Origin of the sequence: Variovorax sp. IB41 (assembly GCF_016405905.1) — a bacterium.
In the GTDB taxonomy this organism is placed as follows: Bacteria; Pseudomonadota; Gammaproteobacteria; order Burkholderiales; family Burkholderiaceae_C; genus Variovorax.
This window is the reverse complement of the sequence record NZ_JAEFCB010000015.1, coordinates 38,522-56,752: the sequence shown is the minus strand read 5'-3', so window position 1 is coordinate 56,752 and position 18,231 is coordinate 38,522. Positions and strand designations below refer to the sequence as shown.

General features: G+C 67.9%; 18 protein-coding genes. 10 read left to right on the top strand and 8 right to left on the bottom strand.

Features of this window, described 5'->3' with window-relative positions; all coding sequences use genetic code 11:
• Positions 1 to 31 precede the first annotated feature (31 nt).
• Both JC881_RS23430 and JC881_RS23425 read left to right on the top strand, forming a co-directional pair.
• On the top strand, positions 32 to 1,315 hold the full coding sequence (locus tag JC881_RS23430) for a M20/M25/M40 family metallo-hydrolase (protein ID WP_198788118.1): 1,284 nt from the start codon (positions 32 to 34) through the stop codon (positions 1,313 to 1,315).
• A 16-nt stretch (positions 1,316 to 1,331) separates the two neighbouring features.
• Positions 1,332 to 2,234 (top strand): LysR family transcriptional regulator, encoded by a 903-nt coding sequence (locus JC881_RS23425; RefSeq protein ID WP_198788117.1) that lies wholly within the window; start codon positions 1,332 to 1,334, stop codon positions 2,232 to 2,234.
• 6 nt (positions 2,235 to 2,240) lie between these two features.
• Here the strand turns inward: JC881_RS23425 and JC881_RS23420 are convergent, their stop codons facing one another.
• A complete protein-coding gene (locus JC881_RS23420) occupies positions 2,241 to 2,852 on the bottom strand; it encodes an FMN-dependent NADH-azoreductase (protein ID WP_233101994.1) in 612 nt (203 codons plus the stop codon).
• Between the two features lie 100 nt (positions 2,853 to 2,952).
• Here JC881_RS23420 and pdxR point away from each other — a divergent pair, with 100 nt between their 5' ends.
• The 3 genes from pdxR to JC881_RS23405 all read left to right on the top strand — a co-directional run bounded on the left by pdxR (position 2,953) and on the right by JC881_RS23405 (position 5,276).
• Positions 2,953 to 4,377 (top strand): MocR-like pyridoxine biosynthesis transcription factor PdxR, encoded by a 1,425-nt coding sequence (pdxR, locus tag JC881_RS23415; protein WP_198788113.1) that lies wholly within the window; start codon positions 2,953 to 2,955, stop codon positions 4,375 to 4,377.
• A gap of 107 nt (positions 4,378 to 4,484) precedes the next feature.
• Positions 4,485 to 4,952: a carboxymuconolactone decarboxylase family protein gene (locus tag JC881_RS23410; protein ID WP_198788111.1), complete on the top strand. Its 468-nt coding sequence runs from the start codon at positions 4,485 to 4,487 to the stop codon at positions 4,950 to 4,952.
• A 3-nt stretch (positions 4,953 to 4,955) separates the two neighbouring features.
• On the top strand, positions 4,956 to 5,276 hold the full coding sequence (locus tag JC881_RS23405; protein WP_093434648.1) for a DMT family transporter: 321 nt from the start codon (positions 4,956 to 4,958) through the stop codon (positions 5,274 to 5,276).
• Between the two features lie 10 nt (positions 5,277 to 5,286).
• Here the strand turns inward: JC881_RS23405 and JC881_RS23400 are convergent, their stop codons facing one another.
• The gene (locus JC881_RS23400) at positions 5,287 to 6,498 is read right to left on the bottom strand and encodes a D-amino acid dehydrogenase (protein WP_198788109.1); all 1,212 of its coding nucleotides are present in this window, start codon (positions 6,496 to 6,498) and stop codon (positions 5,287 to 5,289) included.
• A gap of 204 nt (positions 6,499 to 6,702) precedes the next feature.
• Between JC881_RS23400 and JC881_RS23395 the strand changes: the two genes are divergently transcribed.
• From JC881_RS23395 to JC881_RS23375, 5 genes are all read left to right on the top strand, one after another.
• The gene (locus JC881_RS23395) at positions 6,703 to 7,593 is read left to right on the top strand and encodes a transporter substrate-binding domain-containing protein (RefSeq protein WP_198788107.1); all 891 of its coding nucleotides are present in this window, start codon (positions 6,703 to 6,705) and stop codon (positions 7,591 to 7,593) included.
• A gap of 111 nt (positions 7,594 to 7,704) precedes the next feature.
• Positions 7,705 to 8,484, top strand: a complete 780-nt coding sequence (locus tag JC881_RS23390; protein ID WP_198788105.1) for an aspartate/glutamate racemase family protein — start codon at positions 7,705 to 7,707, stop codon at positions 8,482 to 8,484.
• A 100-nt stretch (positions 8,485 to 8,584) separates the two neighbouring features.
• Complete coding sequence (locus JC881_RS23385; RefSeq protein WP_198788104.1) at positions 8,585 to 9,484, top strand: dienelactone hydrolase family protein; 900 nt, start codon at positions 8,585 to 8,587, stop codon at positions 9,482 to 9,484.
• Positions 9,485 to 9,591: 107 nt separating this feature from the next.
• The gene (locus JC881_RS23380; protein ID WP_198788102.1) at positions 9,592 to 10,488 is read left to right on the top strand and encodes a ZIP family metal transporter; all 897 of its coding nucleotides are present in this window, start codon (positions 9,592 to 9,594) and stop codon (positions 10,486 to 10,488) included.
• Positions 10,489 to 10,627: 139 nt separating this feature from the next.
• The gene (locus tag JC881_RS23375; RefSeq protein ID WP_198788100.1) at positions 10,628 to 10,840 is read left to right on the top strand and encodes a hypothetical protein; all 213 of its coding nucleotides are present in this window, start codon (positions 10,628 to 10,630) and stop codon (positions 10,838 to 10,840) included.
• Positions 10,841 to 11,125: 285 nt separating this feature from the next.
• Here JC881_RS23375 and JC881_RS23370 read toward each other — a convergent pair whose 3' ends face one another.
• Genes JC881_RS23370 through JC881_RS23345 form a run of 6 tightly spaced genes read right to left on the bottom strand, consistent with a single transcriptional unit; the run spans position 11,126 to position 18,200 of the window.
• Positions 11,126 to 12,577 carry an N-acyl-D-amino-acid deacylase family protein gene (locus JC881_RS23370; RefSeq protein ID WP_198788098.1) on the bottom strand — a complete coding sequence of 484 codons (1,452 nt, stop codon included), beginning with the start codon at positions 12,575 to 12,577 and terminating at the stop codon, positions 11,126 to 11,128.
• A 37-nt stretch (positions 12,578 to 12,614) separates the two neighbouring features.
• Entirely contained in the window at positions 12,615 to 13,610 is a 996-nt protein-coding gene (locus JC881_RS23365; protein ID WP_198788096.1) for an ABC transporter ATP-binding protein, read from the bottom strand.
• A complete protein-coding gene (locus tag JC881_RS23360) occupies positions 13,607 to 14,644 on the bottom strand; it encodes an ABC transporter ATP-binding protein (protein WP_198788094.1) in 1,038 nt (345 codons plus the stop codon). The genes JC881_RS23365 and JC881_RS23360 overlap by 4 nt, the downstream gene beginning before the upstream one ends.
• Positions 14,645 to 14,660: 16 nt before the next feature.
• A complete protein-coding gene (locus JC881_RS23355) occupies positions 14,661 to 15,650 on the bottom strand; it encodes an ABC transporter permease (protein WP_233101993.1) in 990 nt (329 codons plus the stop codon).
• A 9-nt stretch (positions 15,651 to 15,659) separates the two neighbouring features.
• On the bottom strand, positions 15,660 to 16,595 hold the full coding sequence (locus JC881_RS23350; protein WP_198788093.1) for an ABC transporter permease: 936 nt from the start codon (positions 16,593 to 16,595) through the stop codon (positions 15,660 to 15,662).
• 24 nt (positions 16,596 to 16,619) lie between these two features.
• Positions 16,620 to 18,200, bottom strand: coding sequence for an ABC transporter substrate-binding protein (locus tag JC881_RS23345; protein ID WP_198788091.1), 1,581 nt, complete (start codon positions 18,198 to 18,200; stop codon positions 16,620 to 16,622).
• Positions 18,201 to 18,231: the final 31 nt, after the last annotated feature.

The following is an 18,231-nucleotide window of genomic DNA, read 5'->3' as shown; positions in this document are numbered from 1 at the left end:
AGAGACAACGAACGAAAGAAAAATCACGCCCATGAAAATCCAGCCCCGCCAATTCCTGCTCGCCGCCGTTTGCGCCGCCTTTCTCGGCACCGCCTTCGCCGCCCCCGATGCCCGCGTCGCCGCGCTCGCCGCCAAAGAAAAGCCCGCGCTGCTCGATACGTTGAAAGAGCTGGTCTCCATCGAATCGGGCAGCCGCGACCTCGAAGGCCTGGAGAAGATCTCCGACCTCATTGCCGCGAAGTTCAAGGCCCTGGGCGGCGAGGTCGAACTGATCGATCCGAGCGCCGAGGCCTACCGCATGGAAGACACGCCCGAGAAAATCGGCCGCGTGGTGCGCGCCACCTTCAAGGGCACGGGCAAGAAGAAAATTTTGCTCATCGCGCACATGGACACGGTCTACACCGTGGGCATGCTCAACAAGCAGCCATTCCGCGTCGAGGGCGACAAGGCCTACGGCCTGGGCATCGCCGACGACAAGCAGGGCGTGGCGGTCATCACGCACACCGTCGCGATGCTGCAGGCGCTCAAGTTCAAGGAGTACGGCACGCTCACCGTGCTCATCAACGGCGACGAGGAAATCAGCTCGCCCGGCGCACGTGCGCTCATCACGCGCATGGGCGGCGAGCACGATGCGGTGATGTCGTTCGAGGGCGCCTCCATCAAGGACGACAAGCTCTCGCTGGCCACCGCGGGCATCGCCTCGGTCACGCTGCACGTCACCGGCAAGGCCTCGCACGCGGGCTCCGCGCCGGAGCTGGGCGTGAACGCGCTCTACGAGCTGTCGCACCAGATCCTGCAGATGCGCGACCTTTCCGACCCGACAACGGGCCTGAAGATGAACTGGACCATTTCCAAGTCGGGCACCAACCGCAACGTGATCCCGGCCTCGGCGACCGCGGGCGCCGACGTGCGCGTGCTCAGGGTGGCCGACTACGACCGCATCGAGCAGCAGGTCAACGAGCGCGTGAAGAAGCAGCTGATTCCCGAGGCCAAGGTCGAGCTGAAGTTCGAGCGCCGCCGTCCGCCGCTCGAAGCGACCCCCGCCTCGATCGCGTTCGCCAAGCATGCGCAGGGCATCTACAAGGACGAGCTGGGCCGCCCGCTCGGCGCCGACGACAAGGCCGCCGGCGGCGGCACCGATGCCGCCTTCGCCTCGCTCAAGACCAAGGCGCCCGTCGTGGAGCGCTTCGGCCTGCAGGGGTTCGGTGCGCACTCGGCCGATGCCGAATACGTGCTGGTCGACTCCATCGAGCCGCGCCTGTACCTGGCCACCCGCATGGTGATGGACATCGCACGCGGCAAGACCGGCAACTGACCCTGCCGGCCCCTTCATGCGGCTGCGTCACATCGAGGTCTTCAACGCGATCATGCTCACGGGCAGCGTGAGCGCGGCCGCGCGGCTCATCAACATCACGCAGCCTGCGGTCAGCCGCACGCTGCAGCATGCCGAGCTGCAGCTGGGCTTTCCGCTGTTCCAGCGCGCCAAGGGGCGGCTCTCGCCGACCACCGAGGCGCTCACGCTGTATCCGCACATCGAGCGCCTGTTCGCGCAACTGGACGAGGTGCAGCGGCTGGCCGCCAACCTCAAGGCCGGCAGCGACACGGGCGAACTGCGCATCCTGAGCGTGCTCGCGCTGAGCTACGAGATATTGCCGCACGCGCTCAAGGCGTTCCGCGAAAAACACCCGGGCTATGCGATCACCGTCGAGTCGCTGCATTCGCCGCAGATCATGTCGGCGCTGCTCTTGCAGGAGGCCGACGTGGGCTTCGTTTTCAGCCCCGCGGTGCACCCCTCGCTCACGCAGGAGACGCTGGCCGACAGCCGCATGGTGTGCATCGCGCCCAAGGGCATGCTGCCGCGCGCGCTGGTGCGCAACGGCTCGGTGGCGCTGCACGACCTGGTCGACCGGCCGGTGATCGGCCTGGACAGCCGCGACCCCGTCGGCACGAGCCTGAGCCAGGCCTGCCGGCAGGCCGGCGTCGGCTTCCAGCAGGCGGTGGTGACGGTGCAGACCTACCACGCGGCACTGGCCATGGCGCACCACGGCCTGGGCGTGGCGCTGGTCGATGGCTGCACGGCGCGCTCGGCGGACCGCGAGAAGGTCGACGTGCTCACGCTCGAGCCGCACATCCCGGTGCCGGTGCGCGCGCTGCGCTTCACCGGCCGGCCCGATTCGGTGGCGGTGCGCGGCATCACGCGCTGCATGCAGCAGGCGATCCAGGAAACGCTTTAGCGGGCGCTAGGCGCGCGGCAAGAAATACGCTTGAAGCGCCTCGTCTGCGAGCATCCTCGACTTCGCGAGGATCTCCGGCCCCAGCCCCGTACCCTGGACGGAGAAGAAGTGCAGGTCCTTCAGGCCGACCTGGGCCAGGATGACTGTGAGGTACGGCGTGAGGAAATCCGGCTGCCGCGCGTACTCGCCAGAAAAACTCCCGCCGGACGCCACGGCGATGAACACCGGCCGGTCGCGCAACGTGCCGACCTTGCCGCCCGGGCCCGTGCTGAAGGTGCGGCGCGCGCGAACGACGTGATCGATCCACGCCTTCAGCGCCGAAGGCACGCCCAGGTTGTGCATCGGCGTTCCGATGACCAGGGCATCCGAATCTTCCAGCTCCCGGATCAGTTCGTCGGACAGGGCCACGGCCCCGTCCTGCGCGATCTCGGCCGTGGCCGAATGCTGGCCGAGCGCGTAGTTCGCGTCGATGTGGGGCAGGGCGTTGCCGCCGATCACCCGGTTCACCACCGTGGCGGCCGGCTCGCGGCCCATCAGGCGCGCGACGATTTTTCGGGAGAGCCTGAAGCTCTCGGAGGCTTCCCCGCGGGGGCTGCAGACGACATGCAGGATCTTCATGGTGACCACTTCGGATGCTTGTGAAAGAAGGCAGTCTAGGAAACGCATGGCCTATCTCATAGAGCCATGAATGAAGATTGGGACTGATCCATAATCCGGCATGACGAACCCCGGCAAGACCACTCCCATCTCGCCACTGGACCCCACGGCGGCCGAGCCTTACTACCGCCAGATCTACGAGCGCTTTCGCAGCGCCATCGCCGGCGGATTGCTCAAGCCGGGCGACCGGATTCCGTCGGCGCGCGCGCTGACGAAGGAGCTGGGCCTGGCCAGGGGCACCATCGAGACCGCGTACTCGCTGCTGGCGGCCGAGGGCTACATCCAGGCCCGCGGCCAGGCCGGCACCATCGTCACGCCGGGCCTCAAACCCCGCACGCCCGTGGCCACCCCGCCGCCCGTGATCGACAGCGGGACGTCCTCGATCGGCTTTCGCCCGTACTCGATCCTTCCGTTCCAGATGGGCTTGCCCGCGCTCGACGAATTTCCCCGGAAGATCTGGGCCCGCCTCGGGGCGCGGTGCGCGCGCGCCATGCAGCCGTCCGACATGACGCACCCCTCGGTCTTCGGCCAGCCGATGCTGCGCGCGGAAATCGCCGCCTACCTGCAGATGTCGCGCGGCATCCACTGCACGGCGTCGCAGGTGTTCGTGACTTCGGGATACCGCCACTCCATCGAGCTCGTCGGCCTCGCGCTGCTCAAGGCGGGAGACCGCGTGTGGCTCGAGGACCCGGGCTATCCGCCCACGCGCGAACTGCTCGCGCAGATGCACATCGCGACCGTTCCGGTGCCGGTGGATGCGGACGGCATGGTCATTGCCGAGGGCATCCGGTCGGCGCCGCGCGCGCGCATGGCGGTGGTCACGCCGGCGCACCAGAGCCCGCTGGGCGTGTCGCTCTCCTTGCAGCGGCGCCTGGCACTGCTGGACTGGGCGGGGCGCAACGACGCATGGATCGTGGAGGACGACTACGACGGCGAGTACCGCTACGTGAGCCGTCCGCTGCCCGCGCTCAAGAGCCTGGACCGCGACGGGCGCGTGCTCTACGCGGGCACCTTCAGCAAGGTGCTCTTTCCGAGCCTGCGGCTGGCCTATCTGGTGGTACCGCAGGCGCAGGTCGAGCGCTTCGAGCAGATCATCCAGACCTTCGCGGGCGGCAGCCCCGAGCTCACGCAGTCCATCGTCACGGCCTTCATCAAGGAGGGCCACTTCGCGCGCCACATCCAGCGCATGCGCAAGCTCTACGCCGAGCGTCGCGAGGCCACCAAGGCGGGTCTGGAGAAGGTGCTCGGCAAGCACGTGAAGATCGATGCGCTGCCCGGCGGCATGCACCTCATCCTGCGGCTCACGGGTCGCCAGTCGGACCGCAAGCTCATGCTGCGCATGCGGGAAGACGGCCTCTTCGCCGAGGCGCTGTCGGAGTGGCAGCAGATCGGCAAGGGCCCCTCCGCATTGCTCGTCAACTTCACGAACATCGACTCCCGGGCCACCGCCGAGAAACTGGGCAAGCGCATCCTGGCCTTGATGTGAGCCGGGAAATCATGGCCTAGAACCGAATGCCATTCTTGGCTCTTCTGGACTGGACCAAGATCTTCGACGATAGAGTCCTTCTCAACCAGCACACACAAGGACTCCCCATGAGCCATCGCATCGACTACGCCAAGATCTCGCCCGACGTCTACAAGACCTTCGGCGGCGTGTACGTCGCCGTCCAGAAAAGCGGCCTTCCCAAGCAACTGGTCGATCTCGTCTACCTGCGGGTGTCGCAGATCAACGGCTGCGCCTACTGCATCGACATGCATTCGCGCGACCTGCTCAAGTCCGGCCTCGCGGTCGACAAGCTCGTGCTGGTGCCCGTGTGGCACGACGCGGGCGCGGTGTTCAGCGCACGCGAACGCGCGGCGCTCGCCTGGGCGGAGACCGTGACGCGCGTCGCCGAGACGGGCGTGCCGGACACCGACTACGAAGCCGCCTCCGCCGAGTTCGGCGACAAGGAACTGGCCGACCTCACCTACGCGATCGGCCTCATGAACGCCTTCAACCGCTTCGGCGTCACGTTCCGCTCGACGCCCGCGGCCACGGTGGCTGCCGCGGCCGAGGCCTGAGCCATGGCCTGGGCATTGCTCGGCGTCGCCGGGCTTCTGGAGATCGTGTTCGCCTTCGCGATGAAATCGTCCGAAGGCTTCACGCGGCTGGTGCCGGCGCTGTTCACGGTCGGCGCGGGCCTCTCGAGCGTGGTGCTGCTGTCGCTCTCGATGCGCACCTTGCCGATGGGCACGGGCTATGCGGTCTGGACCGGCATCGGCGCGGCCGGCACCGCGATCGTCGGCGTGCTGGTGATGGGCGACTCGGCCGCGCCGATGCGCCTCTTGTGCATCGCGCTCATCCTGGCGGGCGTCATCGGGCTGAAGCTGGTCTCCAGCAACTGAGAAGGTCGGTTCAGGCCTGCAGGGCCTGGCCGATCTTCAGCGCCGAGCCGAAGGCCAGCGTGAAACCCAGCGCGCCGTGGCCGGTGTTGAACAGCATGTTGGGCGGCGCGCTGGGCAGCCGCCCGATGATCGGCAGCCCCTTCGGCGTGGCAGGGCGCATGCCGGTCCACGGGTGCAGCGCTTCGAGCCGGCTCGCATGCGGGAAAACCGCGCGCGTGGCGGCCGCCAGCGTTTCGATGCGCGTCGCCGGAATGCTCGCGTCGTGCCCCACCAGCTCGGCCATGCCTGCGACGCGCAGGCGCGAGCCGATGCGCGCGAACACCACCTTGCGGGCGCTGTCGGTCACGTTCACGCGGGGCGCGGCGCCCGGCGAGAGATCGACCTCCACCGTGATGCTGTAGCCCTTGAGCGGATACACCGGCAGGTACGCGCCCAGCGCGCGGCCGAGCTTGTGCGAGGCCGAGCCCAGCGCCATCACGAAGGCATCGGCCTCGATGTCGCCCTCGCTCGAATTCACCGCGGCCACCCGCGCGCCGTTGCGCGCAAAGCCGTGCACGTCGGTGCCGAGCAGAAAGCGCACGCCGCGCGCCTGCAGCGCGCGCATCAGCTCGGCGCACACCTTCAGGCAATCGGCCGCGCACTCGCTGGGCGTGTAGACCGCGCCGGCCATCTGGCCGCGATAGCCCGCAAGGGCGGGCTCGATGGCGATGCACTCGTCGGGCGCGACGATGCGCTGCGCGCTGCCCATGGTGCGCTGCAGTTCGAGCTGCGCACGCGCGCCCTCGAGCGAAGCCGCGCTCGCATACAGCACCAGCTTGCCGGTGGCCGAGAAGTCGCAGTCGGGCGCGATGTCCGCCTGCATCGCCTCGAACTCGGTGCGGCTCGATGCGGCCAGCGCCAGCAGCCTGGCGGTGGTGTCGCGCGAGGTTTGCGCATTGCACGCCGCAAGAAATCCCATGCCCCAGCGCCATTGCAGCGGATCGAGCTGCGGCCGCAGCTTGAGCGGCGAACTGGGCGAGAGCAGGAGCTTGGGCAACTGCCGCCAGATCGACGGATCGGCCAGCGGCTGCACATACGAGTAGCTCAGCTGCGCGCCATTGCCGCCGCTCGCGCCCGCGCCGGGCGCCGCGCGATCGATCACCGTGACCTGGTGGCCCCGGCGTTCGAGCTGCCAGGCGGTGGCCAGGCCCACGATGCCGGCACCGAGCACACACACATGCATGAAGGCAACTTTCCGGGAATGAAGTGAAGACAGAAAAAGGAGGGGGCCAGCGACTGTAGAGGCGCCCCGCGCCGGCCGGAAATGCCAAAAGAACCCCCGCCCATAACCTTTGGGCATGACCCCGGGGTTATTTGGAATTGTCGCGACGTGTCACTCCTTCTTACACTGCGCTTCTCTGTTCAATCCAACCGAATGAAGGCTCGAATGAAACTCTCCGTCTTGATGGCATCCATGGCTGCCGCGGTGCTCTTTACCGCCACCGGCGCGCAAGCCGCCGACACGCTCGCCAAGATTGCCGAGTCCGGCAAGATCACGCTCGCCTACCGCGAATCGTCGGTGCCCTTCAGCTACCTGGACGGCCCCAACAAGCCGATCGGGTTTTCGGTGGAGCTCTCCAACGCCGTGGTCGAAGCGGTCAAGAAGAAGCTGAACAAGCCCAACCTGCAGGTCTCGCTGATGGCGGTCACCTCGCAGAACCGCATTCCGCTGATCACCAACGGCACCGTCGACCTGGAGTGCGGCTCCACCACCAACAACAGCGCGCGCGGCAAGGACGTGGCCTTCGCGGTCAATCACTTCTACACCGGCACGCGCCTCCTGACGAAGAAGTCCTCCAAGATCAAGGACTACGCCGACCTCGCCAAGAAGACCGTGGCCAGCACCACCGGCACCACCAACGCGCTGGTCATGCGCAAGTACAACACCGAGAAGAACCTCGGTATGGACATCGTGCTCGGCAAGGACCACGCCGATGCGTTCCTCCTGGTGGAGAGCGACCGCGCCGTCGCCTTCGCGATGGACGACATCCTGCTGTTCGGCCTGATCGCCAACTCCAAGAACCCGGCCGACTACGAAGTGGTGGGCGAGTCGCTGCAGGTCGAGCCCTACGCCTGCATGCTGCCCAAGGACGACCCGGCCTTCAAGAAGCTGGTGGACGACACCTTCACCAGCATGATGAAGAGCGGCGAGTTCGAGAAGCTCTACACCAAGTGGTTCATGCAGCCGATTCCGCCGAAGAACGTGCCGTTGAACCTGCCGATGAGCGATCAGCTGAAGGAAAACCTCAAGGCCTTCAGCGACAAGCCAGCAACCTGAGCTCGCCCCCAGGCTACGCGCACTTCGTGTCGCTTCGCCCACCCCCTGCCGGGGGCAATACCTGCGGCCCGGCAAAGCCGGTTCCGCGGTATTCCTGAAACAGAGAAAGACATGGTCTCGACAAACGTAGTTGGCATCTTGGGGGGCATGGGCCCCGCGGCGGGCGCCGACTTCGTCCGGCTCTTCGTGCAGGCCTGTGCGCAACAGATGCGGGCGCGCGGCGAGCCGGTGCGCGACCAGTCCTTTCCCGAACACTGGCTCGCGCAGGTGCCGGTGCCCGACCGCACCGGCGCGCTGGCCTCGGACGCGAGCGGCGCGCACCAGCCGCTGGAGCCGATGCTGCAGGCGCTGGGCCGGCTGGCCGCGCTCGGCAGCCGCGCCGTGGCCATCGCCTGCAACACCGCGCATGCCTGGCATGCGAACCTGCAGGAGCGCTTTCCGCAGGTCGAGCTGCTGCACATGGCGCGCGAGACCGCGCAGCAACTGGCCGCGCAGGGCGCGACAGATGTGGCGCTGATGGCGACCGAGGGCACCTACCGCGTGCGTCTCTACGAAGAGGCGCTGGCCGAAGCGGGCCTGGCCTGCCACGTGCCGCTGGCCAACGAGCGCCAGACCATCATGCGCGGCATCTTCGACGGGGTGAAGGCCGGCAACATGCCGCTGGCCGAGCAGTGCTTCTCCGAGGTCGCGCTGCGGCTGGCCGAGCGGCATGGGCCCGTCACCATCATCATGGGCTGCACCGAGGTGCCGCTGGGGCTGCAGGGCTCGGCTGCGGTGGCCGGGCTGAGGCTGGTCGATCCGGCGCAGGTGCTGGCGGCCGCATTGGCCAATCGGGCCTATGGGGCGTATGGGGCGCATGGGGCGTACGGCGCATCGCCCCGACCCCACTGAATTTCCGGTCATAGAGGCGCCCGGCCGATTTCGCCTACATTGCGGCGTGCGTTTTTTCGCGCGACGCCCTTTGTCCGACGATTCAACTGGAGCCCCTCCGATGTCCCCACTCGACGACAGCCGTTCCGACTTCGATTCGCTTCGCCCCGGCGACAGCACCGAGCAGGGCGCCACGCGCCGCACCGCCCTGAAGGCGGCCATCGGCGTCGGCTACGCAGCCGCCGTGATGCCGGTGATGGCGCAGACCGCCATCAGCACCTCGGCCGAGGGCCTGAAGGCCGGCCCGATCAAGTACACCGTCAACGGCTTCGAGGTGCCCGCCTATGCGGCGGCACCGGCCGGCAAGACCGGCCTGCCGGTGATCCTGGTGATCCAGGAAATCTTCGGCGTGCACGAATACATCGCCGACACCTGCCGCCGCTTCGCCAAGCTGGGCTACCTTGCCATCGCGCCCGAGCTCTATGCGCGCCAGGGCGATCCGCGCGGCTACACCGACATTCCGAAGCTGCAGGCCGACATCGTCAGCAAGGTGCCCGATGCGCAGGTCATCGCCGACCTGGACGGCGCGCTGGCCTATGCCAAGGCCAACGGCGGCGACACCGGCAAGGCCGGCATCACGGGCTTCTGCTGGGGCGGGCGCATCGTGTGGCTTTACGCCGCGACCGGCAAGGTCAAGGCCGGCGTGGCCTGGTACGGCCGGCTGGTCGGGCAGGCCAGCGACCTGACGCCCAAGCACCCCATCGACATCGCCGCCAGCCTGCAGGCGCCGGTGCTCGGCCTCTATGGCGGAAAAGACCAGGGCATCCCCCTTGACACGGTTGATAAGATGAAAGCTGCTCTGGCCAATGGGACTCCTGCGGCCAAGGCATCGAGCTTCGTCGTGTACCCCGAAGCAGGCCACGCGTTCCATGCCGATTACCGCCCGAGCTACGTGAAGAGCGCAGCAGACGACGGATGGCAGCGCGCCACCGCCTGGTTCAAAGCCAATGGCGTCGCCTGACGACGGCGCTTTGTAGCCACCCCGCCGAAGGCCGTCCTGTGTGACGGCCTTTTCCTTTTTATGAACGGTATGCGGTCCTCACGACCGCTCCTCTTGCGCAAGCAGCTATGAATTTGATAGTCATCATCGCCGCGACCCTGGTCGCCGGCATCGGAAGCGTCTGGCTGGCGGCCCTGCTGCTGCGCGTGGGCGTGCGCAGCGGCTCGGGCGGGGTGAATCCGCAGCACCTGTTGAGCCTGGCGGCCGGTGCGCTGCTGGCCACCGCCTTCATGCACCTCTTGCCCGAGGCCTTCGAGAGCCGCATCGAGCCGGCGCTGCTGTTCGCGGTGCTGTTGTTCGGCCTCGTGTTCTTCTTCCTGCTCGACAAGGCGGAGCTCTGGCACCACGGGCACGAGCACCACCATGGCAACACCCCCGAAGGGGCGGATGCGCACAAGGGCCACGACCATGGCCACGATCACGGGCACAACCATCACGACCATGCCCCCAAGGGCGGCGGCAGCTGGGCCGTTCTCACCGGCGACAGCGTGCACTGCTTCGGCGACGGCATCCTCATCGCTTCCGCGTTCGTCGCCGACATTCGCCTGGGCCTCGTGGCGGCGCTGGCGGTGCTCGCGCACGAAGTGCCGCACCACATCGGCGACCTCGTGGTGCTGCGCCAGAGTTCGGCCAACCAGCGCGTGGCGCTCGTGAAGGTGTCGCTCGCCGGCACCATGACCATGCTGGGCGGCATCGCCGGCTGGTGGCTGGTCGACCAGCTGCACAGCTGGCTGCCGTACTTCCTGGTGCTGGCCGGCAGCAGCTTCGTCTACGTCGCGCTGGCCGACCTGATTCCACAATTGCAAAAACGTTTGCCCGCCCGCCAGACCGCCGCGCAGGTGCTGTGGCTGGTCGCGGGCATCGTGCTGGTCACGCTGGTGAGCCGGCTCGCGCACGGCGAGCACGGACATGACCATGGCCACGACGCGGGCCATGGCGAAACCGGCCACGTCCACAAGGACTGACGACGCAGGCCCGCATCGTCGGGGAGAGGGCAAGTCGGGAAACTTTCCGACACCGACGCCTCCGCGCGGATGAACCGGAACGGCCGAAACAGGCGCACCATAGGGGGCCGTACAGCATTCATCTGCCGAGGAGCCGATCATGAATCACGTCGACGCCACCGCGCGCGCCGCCTCGCCATCCGAAGACGATGACGACAACACGCCAGCCGACGATTTCGAGGAAACCGACAGCGACGTCACCGACGACCTCTCGGAAGAAACCGGCATCGATCTCACCGATGCCAGCGAGCTGGATGCGGACAACGTTCCCGCGGACGAAGAGTTCGATCGCGTGATGAACGCCCCCGACTGAGATATCGGCTGCTTTCGGGGCGGCGATCACACCGACGGGGCACCTTGCTCCGCGAATGTCCCCCGGGGCTTCGCCCCTCCTTCTTGATTTCGCTGCGCAAGGCACCCCGTCGGCGTGCTCGCTATGCGCAGCGGCCGTTGATCAGCGAAACACCAGCAGCACGTCCAGGTACGCAGGGCATCGGATGCTCCCCGCAGCGAAATCAAGGAGGAGGCCGCAGGCCGGGGGACATTCGCGGAGGGGAGTACCCGGTGGCCTGTGTACGCGCCCTGAAAATTTCCCCCTTCAGGACTGACGCACGATCACCTGCCCGTTGCGCGCACCGCTGTGCACGCCGTGCTGCCAGGTGAGGGCGCCATTCACGATCACCGCATCGATGCCTTCGGCCGGCTGCGTCGGTGTTTCGTAGTTCGCGGTGTCGCGCACCGTGGCCGCGTTGAAGATCACCACGTCCGCATGGTGGCCCGGCTTGAGCGTGCCGCGCTCGTGCAGGCCGAAGTTGCGCGCGGTGAGACCCGTCATCTTCCACACCGCCGTCTCCAGCGGAAACAAACCCACGTCGCGGCTGTAGTGCCCGAGCACGCGCGGGAAGGTGCCCCACAGGCGCGGATGCGGCTTCTCGCCGAGCGGGATGCCGTCCGAGCCGATCATGGTGTCGTCGAACGCGAGGATGCGCTGCACGTCGTCCTCGTCCATCATGAAATAGATCGCGCTGCCCGGCTGCAGGCGCTGTGCCGCCTCTTCGCCCGAGACGCCCCATTCGGCCGCGATGTCCTTCAGGTCGCGGCCCGCGCACTCGGGGTGCGGCACGCTCGAGGCGATGAGCACGCGGCCGTCCATCATCCCGCGGTCGGTGCGGATCATGGTGGAGCCCGCGGTGTACGGGTAGCAGTCCAGGCCGATGCACTGGTGCTGCATCGCCTCCTTGATGAAAGGCAGCGTCACCTTCGTCTTGCCGAAGTTCTGCGCGTTCTGCACCTTGTGGTGCGACACCACCACCGGAATGTCGAGCGCGCGGCCGATGTGGAAGGTCTCCTCCAGCGATTCCATCACGCGGTCGCTCTCGTCGCGCATGTGGGTCACGTAGAGCGCCTTGCGCGATGTGAGCGGGCGGCCGACTTCGATGATCTCTTCGGTCGTCGCCTTCACGGCCGGCGGATAGAAGGTGCCGGTCGACAGGCCGATGGCGCCTGCCTGCATCGCCTCTTCGACCAGCGCCTGCATCGCGGCGATCTCGGCGTCGTTCGCGGGGCGGTCCAGGTCCGACATGACCACCGCGCGCAGCGTCGAGTGCCCCACCATCGCTGCCACGTTCACCGACGACGGCGTGGCGCGCAGCGCATCGAGGTAGGCCGCGAAGGTGGTGAAGCGGCCCTCGGCCGGCGTGTCGAGCAGGCTCAGCGGCATCGGCAGGTCCATGTCCACGCGCAGCGGCGCGGCGCTGATGCCGCAGTTGCCCGCCACCACCGTGGTCACGCCCTGCGACACCTTGAAGGGCATCTGCGCCTGCGAGAGCACGGCCTGGTCGTCGTGCGTGTGCGAGTCGATGAAGCCCGGCGCGACGATGCGGCCCGTGGCGTCCAGCGTCCGGTCGGCCGTGTGGCCCGCGAGCTTTCCGATGGCGGCGATACGGCCGCCGGTGATGCCCACGTCGGCATCGAAGCGCGGCGCCTTGGTGCCGTCGATCACGGTGCCGCCGCGGATCAGCAGGTCGTAGTGGGGTGTCTTGTCGGTCATCGGTGAGGTTCTTTCTTCAGCGGAAATCCGTGGCAATTCAACGGAAGTGACAGGCGACCAGGTGCGTGCTGCTGCCACCATTCGAAGATGACGGGCGCTCGCTCAACTCGGGCACCTTCTCCTTGCACACAGCCTGCGCCATCGGACAGCGCGTGTGGAAGCGGCAGCCCGAGGGCGGATTCGCCGGGCTCGGCGGATCGCCCTGCAGCAGCATGCGGCGCGCGGGCGTGCGCGGGTTCGGCACGGGCACGGCGGACAGCAGGATCTCGGTGTACGGATGCAGCGGCGCGGAAAAGAGCGTGTCCCGGTCCGCGATCTCCACGATGTGCCCGAGGTACATCACCGCCACACGGTGGCTGATGTGCCGCACCACCGCGAGGTCGTGCGCGACGAAGAGGTACGCGATGCCGAACTCCGCCTGCAGGTCCATCAAGAGGTTGACCACCTGCGCCTGCACCGACACGTCGAGCGCGGACACAGGCTCGTCGCAGACGATGAGCTTCGGGTTCAGCGCCAGTGCGCGCGCGATGCCCAGGCGCTGCCGCTGCCCGCCCGAGAACTCGTGCGGAAATTTCTTCGCGGCCTCAGGCCTGAGGCCCACGCGCGAGAAGAGCCACTGCACGCGCTCGCGCCGCTCGGCCGCCGCGCCCATGCCGAAGTTGCGCAGCGGCTCGGCCACGATGTCGCCGGCCGTGAGGCGCGGGTTCAGCGAGGCATACGGGTCCTGGAAGATGATCTGCAGCTCGCGGCGGCGCAGGCGCATCTCGTTGGCCGAGAGCGTCAGCAGCTCCTCGCCATCGAGCGACACCGAACCCGACGTCGGCTCGACCAATCGCATCACCGACTTGGCGGTCGTCGTCTTGCCGCAGCCCGACTCGCCGACCAGCGACAGCGTTTCGCCGCGCGCGACCGAGAACGAAACCCCATCGACCGCCTGGATCGGCGGCTTCGCGGGCCGGAGCCACCGCTTGGGCGAAATGTAGTGCTTGCGCAGGTTGCGCACCTGGAGCAGCGGGGCTGCGGTCGTCGTCATGCGGTCACCTCGGCGGCGTCAGTTGCATCGATCCATTGTTCTTCGACGGCAAAGCACGCCACCACATGGTCGCCGCCTTGCTGCGTGAGCTGCGGCGTCTCGGCGCGGCAGCGCTCGCGCGCATGGCTGCAGCGCGCGGCGAACGCGCAGCCGCGTCCCAGTTCGTGCGCGGCCGGCACCAGCCCCGGAATCTCGGTGAGCCGCGCGCTCGCCGTGTTCATCGCGGGCATCGAGGCCATCAGCGCGCGGGTGTAGGGGTGCAGCGGCCGGTCGAACAGGTCGATCACGTCGGCCTCCTCGACCTTCTTGCCGGCATACATCACCACCACGCGGTCGCAGCTCTCGGCCACCACGCCCAGGTCGTGCGTGATCATCACCACGCCCATGCCCAGCTCCTTCTGCAGCCGGCGGATGAGGTCGAGGATCTGCGCCTGGATCGTCACGTCCAGCGCCGTCGTCGGCTCGTCCGCGATCAGCACCTCGGGGTTGCACGCGAGGGCCAGCGCGATCATCACGCGCTGCCGCATGCCGCCTGAGAGCTGGTGCGGGTACTCGTTCACGCGCCGCTCGGGCTCGGGGATCTGCACCACGCGCAGCATCTCGACCGCGCGCTGCATCGCCTCGGCGCGGCTGGCCTTCTGGTGCAGCTGCACCGTCTCTGCGATCTGGCGGCCCACGGTGAGCACCGGGTTCAGCGAGGTCATCGGCTCCTGGAAGATCATCGAGATGCGGTTGCCGCGGATCTGCCGCATCTCGCGCTCGCTCAGCTGCATGAGGTCGGTGCCGCGCAGGCGCACGGCGCCCATGTGGCGCCCGGGCGGCGTGGGCACGAGCCGCAGGATCGAGAGCGCGGTCACGCTCTTGCCGCAGCCCGACTCGCCCACCACGCCGAGCGTGCGGCCCGCGCGCACCGTGTACGAGACGCCATCGACCGAGCGCACCACGCCGTTCAACGTGTGGAAGTGCGTGCGCAGGTTGTCGACTTCGAGCAGGGGCTCGCCGGGGGCGAGGGCGACGTGGGACATGTGAGACATGGGCTTCATGGCTTGCTCACAGTTGCCGCGCGAGACGCGGATCGAGCGCATCGCGCAAGCCGTCGCCCAGCAGGTTGATCGCCAGCACCGTCGCCGCCAGCAGCAGCCCCGGGTACAGGATGATGTGGAACGCCACCGCCACGAAGTTGCGGCCCTCGGCCATCATGTTGCCCCAGCTGGGCGTCTGCGCGGGCACGCCCACGCCGAGGAAGGAGAGGGCGGCTTCGGTGAGCACCGCGGCGGCCGCGACGAAGGTGGATTGCACTATCAGCGGCGCCACCATGTTGGGCAGCACGTGGCGAAACAGGATGACCGGCAGCCGCGTGCCCACGGCATGCGCGGCCTCCACGTACAGCTGCTCCCGCAGCGTGAGCGCCAGCGAGCGCACCAGCCGCACCACGCGCGGAATCTCGGGCACGGTGATGGCCACGATCACCGTCGTGAGGCTCGCGCGCGTTACCGCCATGAGCGCGATGGCCAGCAGGATGCCGGGAATGGCCATGAGCCCGTCCATCACCCGCATCACCGGCCCGTCGGCCCAGCGAACGAAGCCGGCGAACAGGCCGATCAACACGCCGAACACCGTCGCCAGCACCGCGACCGAGGCGCCGACGATCATCGACACCTGCCCGCCCCACACCGCGCGGCTGAACACGTCGCGGCCCAGCGCATCGGTGCCGAACCAGTGCTCGGCCGATGGCACCTGCATGCGCGCGAGCGGGTCGATGTCCTGCGGGTCGTGCGTGGCAATCCAGGGCGCGGCGATGGAGAGCGCGGCCACGGCGATCAGCAGCAGCGCGCCGATGATCAGCGTCGGGTGCTTGCGCACCCAGCGCCAGCGCGGCGGGACGAAGGGGGCTTCGTCGAGTGGCAGAGCCGTTCGGGCTGAGCCTGTCGAAGCCTTGCGCGGCGCTTCGACAAGCTCAGCGTGAACGGCTCTGTCAGCGTGAACGGCTCTGTCAGCTTGACCGGGTTTGTGCTTCATCAAAGGCGGGGCGATGGACATGGCGAAGGCTCAGTACTGGATGCGCGGATCGAAGAGGCGGTAGCTCAAATCGATCAGCAGGTTGATCAGCACGTACACACCCGCCGACAGCAGCAGCACGCTCTGGATCACCGGGTAGTCGTGGCGCTGCACTGAATCGATCACCAGGCGCCCTACGCCCGGAATGGCGAACACCGTCTCGGTGACCACCACGCCGCCGATCAAGAGCGCAATGCCCACGCCGATGGTCGTCGCGATCGGAATGGCCGCATTGCGCAGCGCATGCCCCAGCACCGGCAGCACGCCCAGGCCCTTGGCACGCGCGGTGCGGATGTAGTCCTCGTGCAGCACCTCGAGCACCGTGGCGCGCGTCATGCGCGTCACGAGCGCGATGTACACCAGCGCCAGGTTCACGCACGGCAGCACCAGCGAGCGCAGCCATTCGCCCGGCCCGTCGGCAAAGCGCACATAGCCCTGCACCGGAAACCACGGCAGCTGGATCGCGAACGCGTAGATCAGCAGATAGCCCACGAGGAACACCGGCACCGAGAACGCGAGCACCGCGAACACCATCACCAGCCGGTCGACCCAGCTGCCCGCGCGGTAGGCCGCGAGCGTGCCCAGCGGCACCGCGACCACCAGCGTGATGAGCATGGTGAGCGCGGCGATCGACACCGTGGGCTCCAGCCGCTGCCCCAGCAGTTGCGACACCGGCACCTGCGTGAAGATCGAGGTGCCCAGATCGCCGGTGAAGAGCTTGCCCAGCCACACCGCGAACTGCTGCCACAGTGGCAGGTTCAGCCCGAGCGCGGCGCGCAGCTTCTCGATGTCTTCCACGCTCGCGAGGTCGCCGGCGATGAGCGCGGCCGGATCGCCCGGCGACAGGTGGATCAGGAGGAACACCACCACGGCCACCACCGCCATGACGGGAAGCGTCGAGAGAAAGCGTCGAACGATGTAGCCCATGGCAGTGCGCGCGTCGCGAAGCCGTTAGCGGTCCAGCGCCCAGAACATCGGCATGCCGGCCCAGAGCTTGTCCAGCCCCTTGAGGTTGGCACGCGCGGCGAAGGCGGCCGAGTACTGGCCCGCGTTGATGTACGGCACTGCCTCGTAGGCGCGGGCCTGGAAGGCATCGAGCAGCTCGCGGCGCTTGGCGGGCACGGTCTCCTTCAGCCACGCGGTGCGCAGGTCGTCCAGCTGCTTGTCGCAGGGCCAGCCCGGCAGCGTGTTGCCGCAGGCCGCGCCCAGGTAGGCATTGCTGATTGGCGAGTTGGCATCGAACTCGCCCGCCACCGTCACGTACATGTTCCAGCCGCCGGCCTCGGGCGCATCGCGCTTGGCGCGGCGCGCGCCGATGGAGGCCCAGTCCAGGTTCTGCGCATCGACGTTGATGCCGATGCTCTTCATCGTCTGCGCGGCCATCAGCGCCTCGGCGTTCAGGTAGGGCACGTCGCTCGGCACCAGCAGCACCACCTTCTCGCCCTTGTAGCCCGCATCGGCCAGCATCTTCTTGGCCTTGGCCACGTCGGCCTTGCGGTAGGGCTCGGCGCCAGCCGAGGTTTCGTTGGGGCTGCCGCAGATGAAGAAGGTCGGGCAGTAGGCCATCCGCATGTCCAGCGGATAGCCCATGGCCGCGACGAAGCGCTCCTGGTTCACTGCCTGCAGCAGCGCCTGGCGCACCTTCGGGTTGTTGAAGGGCGGGTGCAACTGGTTCATCACCAGGAAGCCCTGGTACGCACCGCCCGAGCCGATCTTCACCGTGCTGTCGGTGCGCAGCGGCGCGATGTAGTCGGGCTGCAGTTGCTCGACCAGGTCGACCTCGCCGCGCTTGAGCGCCGCGATGGCGCTGTTCGAATCAGGCAGGTACAGCCACTCGACGCGATCGAAGTTGCTCTTCTTGCTGCCCGCGAGGCCGTTGGGCGGCTCGCTGCGCGCCACGTAGTTGGGGTTGCGCACGAACACCGCCTTGTTGCCCGGCACCCATTCGTCGCGCTTGAAGATGAAGGGGCCCGAGCCCAGCACCTCGGTGAGCGGCGCGGTGGCCGGCAGCTTGGCCAGGCGCTCGGGCAGCACCACCGGCGGAAAGCCCGAGGGCTTGGCCAGCGCGTCGAGCACCATGCCGAAGGGCTCGGTGAGCGTGAGCGTGAAGGTGCGCGCATCGACCTGCTTCCACTCGCCGCCGCTCGCGGTCATCGCGCGGCCCAGGCTGTCGCGCGCGGCCCAGCGCTGCAGCGAGGCGACCGCGTCGGCCGAGGTCACGGCGCTGCCGTCGGAGAACTTCAGGCCCGGGCGCAGCGTGAAGCTCCACTGCTTGCCGTCTTTGGACGACGTGTACTTCTCGACCATCTGCGGCTGCGGCTTGCCGCTCGAATCCTGCGCGAACAGCGTGTCGTAGACCATGTAGCCGAAGTTGCGCGAGATGTAGGCGGTGGTGAAGGTCGGGTCGAGGATCTTCAGGTCCGCATGCGCCACCACCTTGAGCGTCTTGGGCGCGGGTGTCTGGGCGAGGGCCGGGAGGCTCACGGCGCAAAGCGCCAGGGCGGCAAAGGCGGCAAGCGTTCGTCGTTTCATCGTCGGTACTCCGGTGGGGCGAAAGAAAAAG

Bases quoted from the DNA above. Each gene is read 5' to 3' on its own strand.
- JC881_RS23430 (WP_198788118.1), top strand. From the start codon at position 32: ATGAAAATCCAGCCCCGCCAATTCCTGCTCGCCGCCGTTTGCGCCGCC.
- JC881_RS23425 (WP_198788117.1), top strand. From the start codon at position 1,332: ATGCGGCTGCGTCACATCGAGGTCTTCAACGCGATCATGCTCACGGGC.
- JC881_RS23420 (WP_233101994.1), bottom strand. From the start codon at position 2,852: ATGAAGATCCTGCATGTCGTCTGCAGCCCCCGCGGGGAAGCCTCCGAG.
- pdxR (WP_198788113.1), top strand. From the start codon at position 2,953: ATGACGAACCCCGGCAAGACCACTCCCATCTCGCCACTGGACCCCACG.
- JC881_RS23410 (WP_198788111.1), top strand. From the start codon at position 4,485: ATGAGCCATCGCATCGACTACGCCAAGATCTCGCCCGACGTCTACAAG.
- JC881_RS23405 (WP_093434648.1), top strand. From the start codon at position 4,956: ATGGCCTGGGCATTGCTCGGCGTCGCCGGGCTTCTGGAGATCGTGTTC.
- JC881_RS23400 (WP_198788109.1), bottom strand. From the start codon at position 6,498: ATGCATGTGTGTGTGCTCGGTGCCGGCATCGTGGGCCTGGCCACCGCC.
- JC881_RS23395 (WP_198788107.1), top strand. From the start codon at position 6,703: ATGAAACTCTCCGTCTTGATGGCATCCATGGCTGCCGCGGTGCTCTTT.
- JC881_RS23390 (WP_198788105.1), top strand. From the start codon at position 7,705: ATGGTCTCGACAAACGTAGTTGGCATCTTGGGGGGCATGGGCCCCGCG.
- JC881_RS23385 (WP_198788104.1), top strand. From the start codon at position 8,585: ATGTCCCCACTCGACGACAGCCGTTCCGACTTCGATTCGCTTCGCCCC.
- JC881_RS23380 (WP_198788102.1), top strand. From the start codon at position 9,592: ATGAATTTGATAGTCATCATCGCCGCGACCCTGGTCGCCGGCATCGGA.
- JC881_RS23375 (WP_198788100.1), top strand. From the start codon at position 10,628: ATGAATCACGTCGACGCCACCGCGCGCGCCGCCTCGCCATCCGAAGAC.
- JC881_RS23370 (WP_198788098.1), bottom strand. From the start codon at position 12,577: ATGACCGACAAGACACCCCACTACGACCTGCTGATCCGCGGCGGCACC.
- JC881_RS23365 (WP_198788096.1), bottom strand. From the start codon at position 13,610: ATGACGACGACCGCAGCCCCGCTGCTCCAGGTGCGCAACCTGCGCAAG.
- JC881_RS23360 (WP_198788094.1), bottom strand. From the start codon at position 14,644: ATGTCTCACATGTCCCACGTCGCCCTCGCCCCCGGCGAGCCCCTGCTC.
- JC881_RS23355 (WP_233101993.1), bottom strand. From the start codon at position 15,650: ATGTCCATCGCCCCGCCTTTGATGAAGCACAAACCCGGTCAAGCTGAC.
- JC881_RS23350 (WP_198788093.1), bottom strand. From the start codon at position 16,595: ATGGGCTACATCGTTCGACGCTTTCTCTCGACGCTTCCCGTCATGGCG.
- JC881_RS23345 (WP_198788091.1), bottom strand. From the start codon at position 18,200: ATGAAACGACGAACGCTTGCCGCCTTTGCCGCCCTGGCGCTTTGCGCC.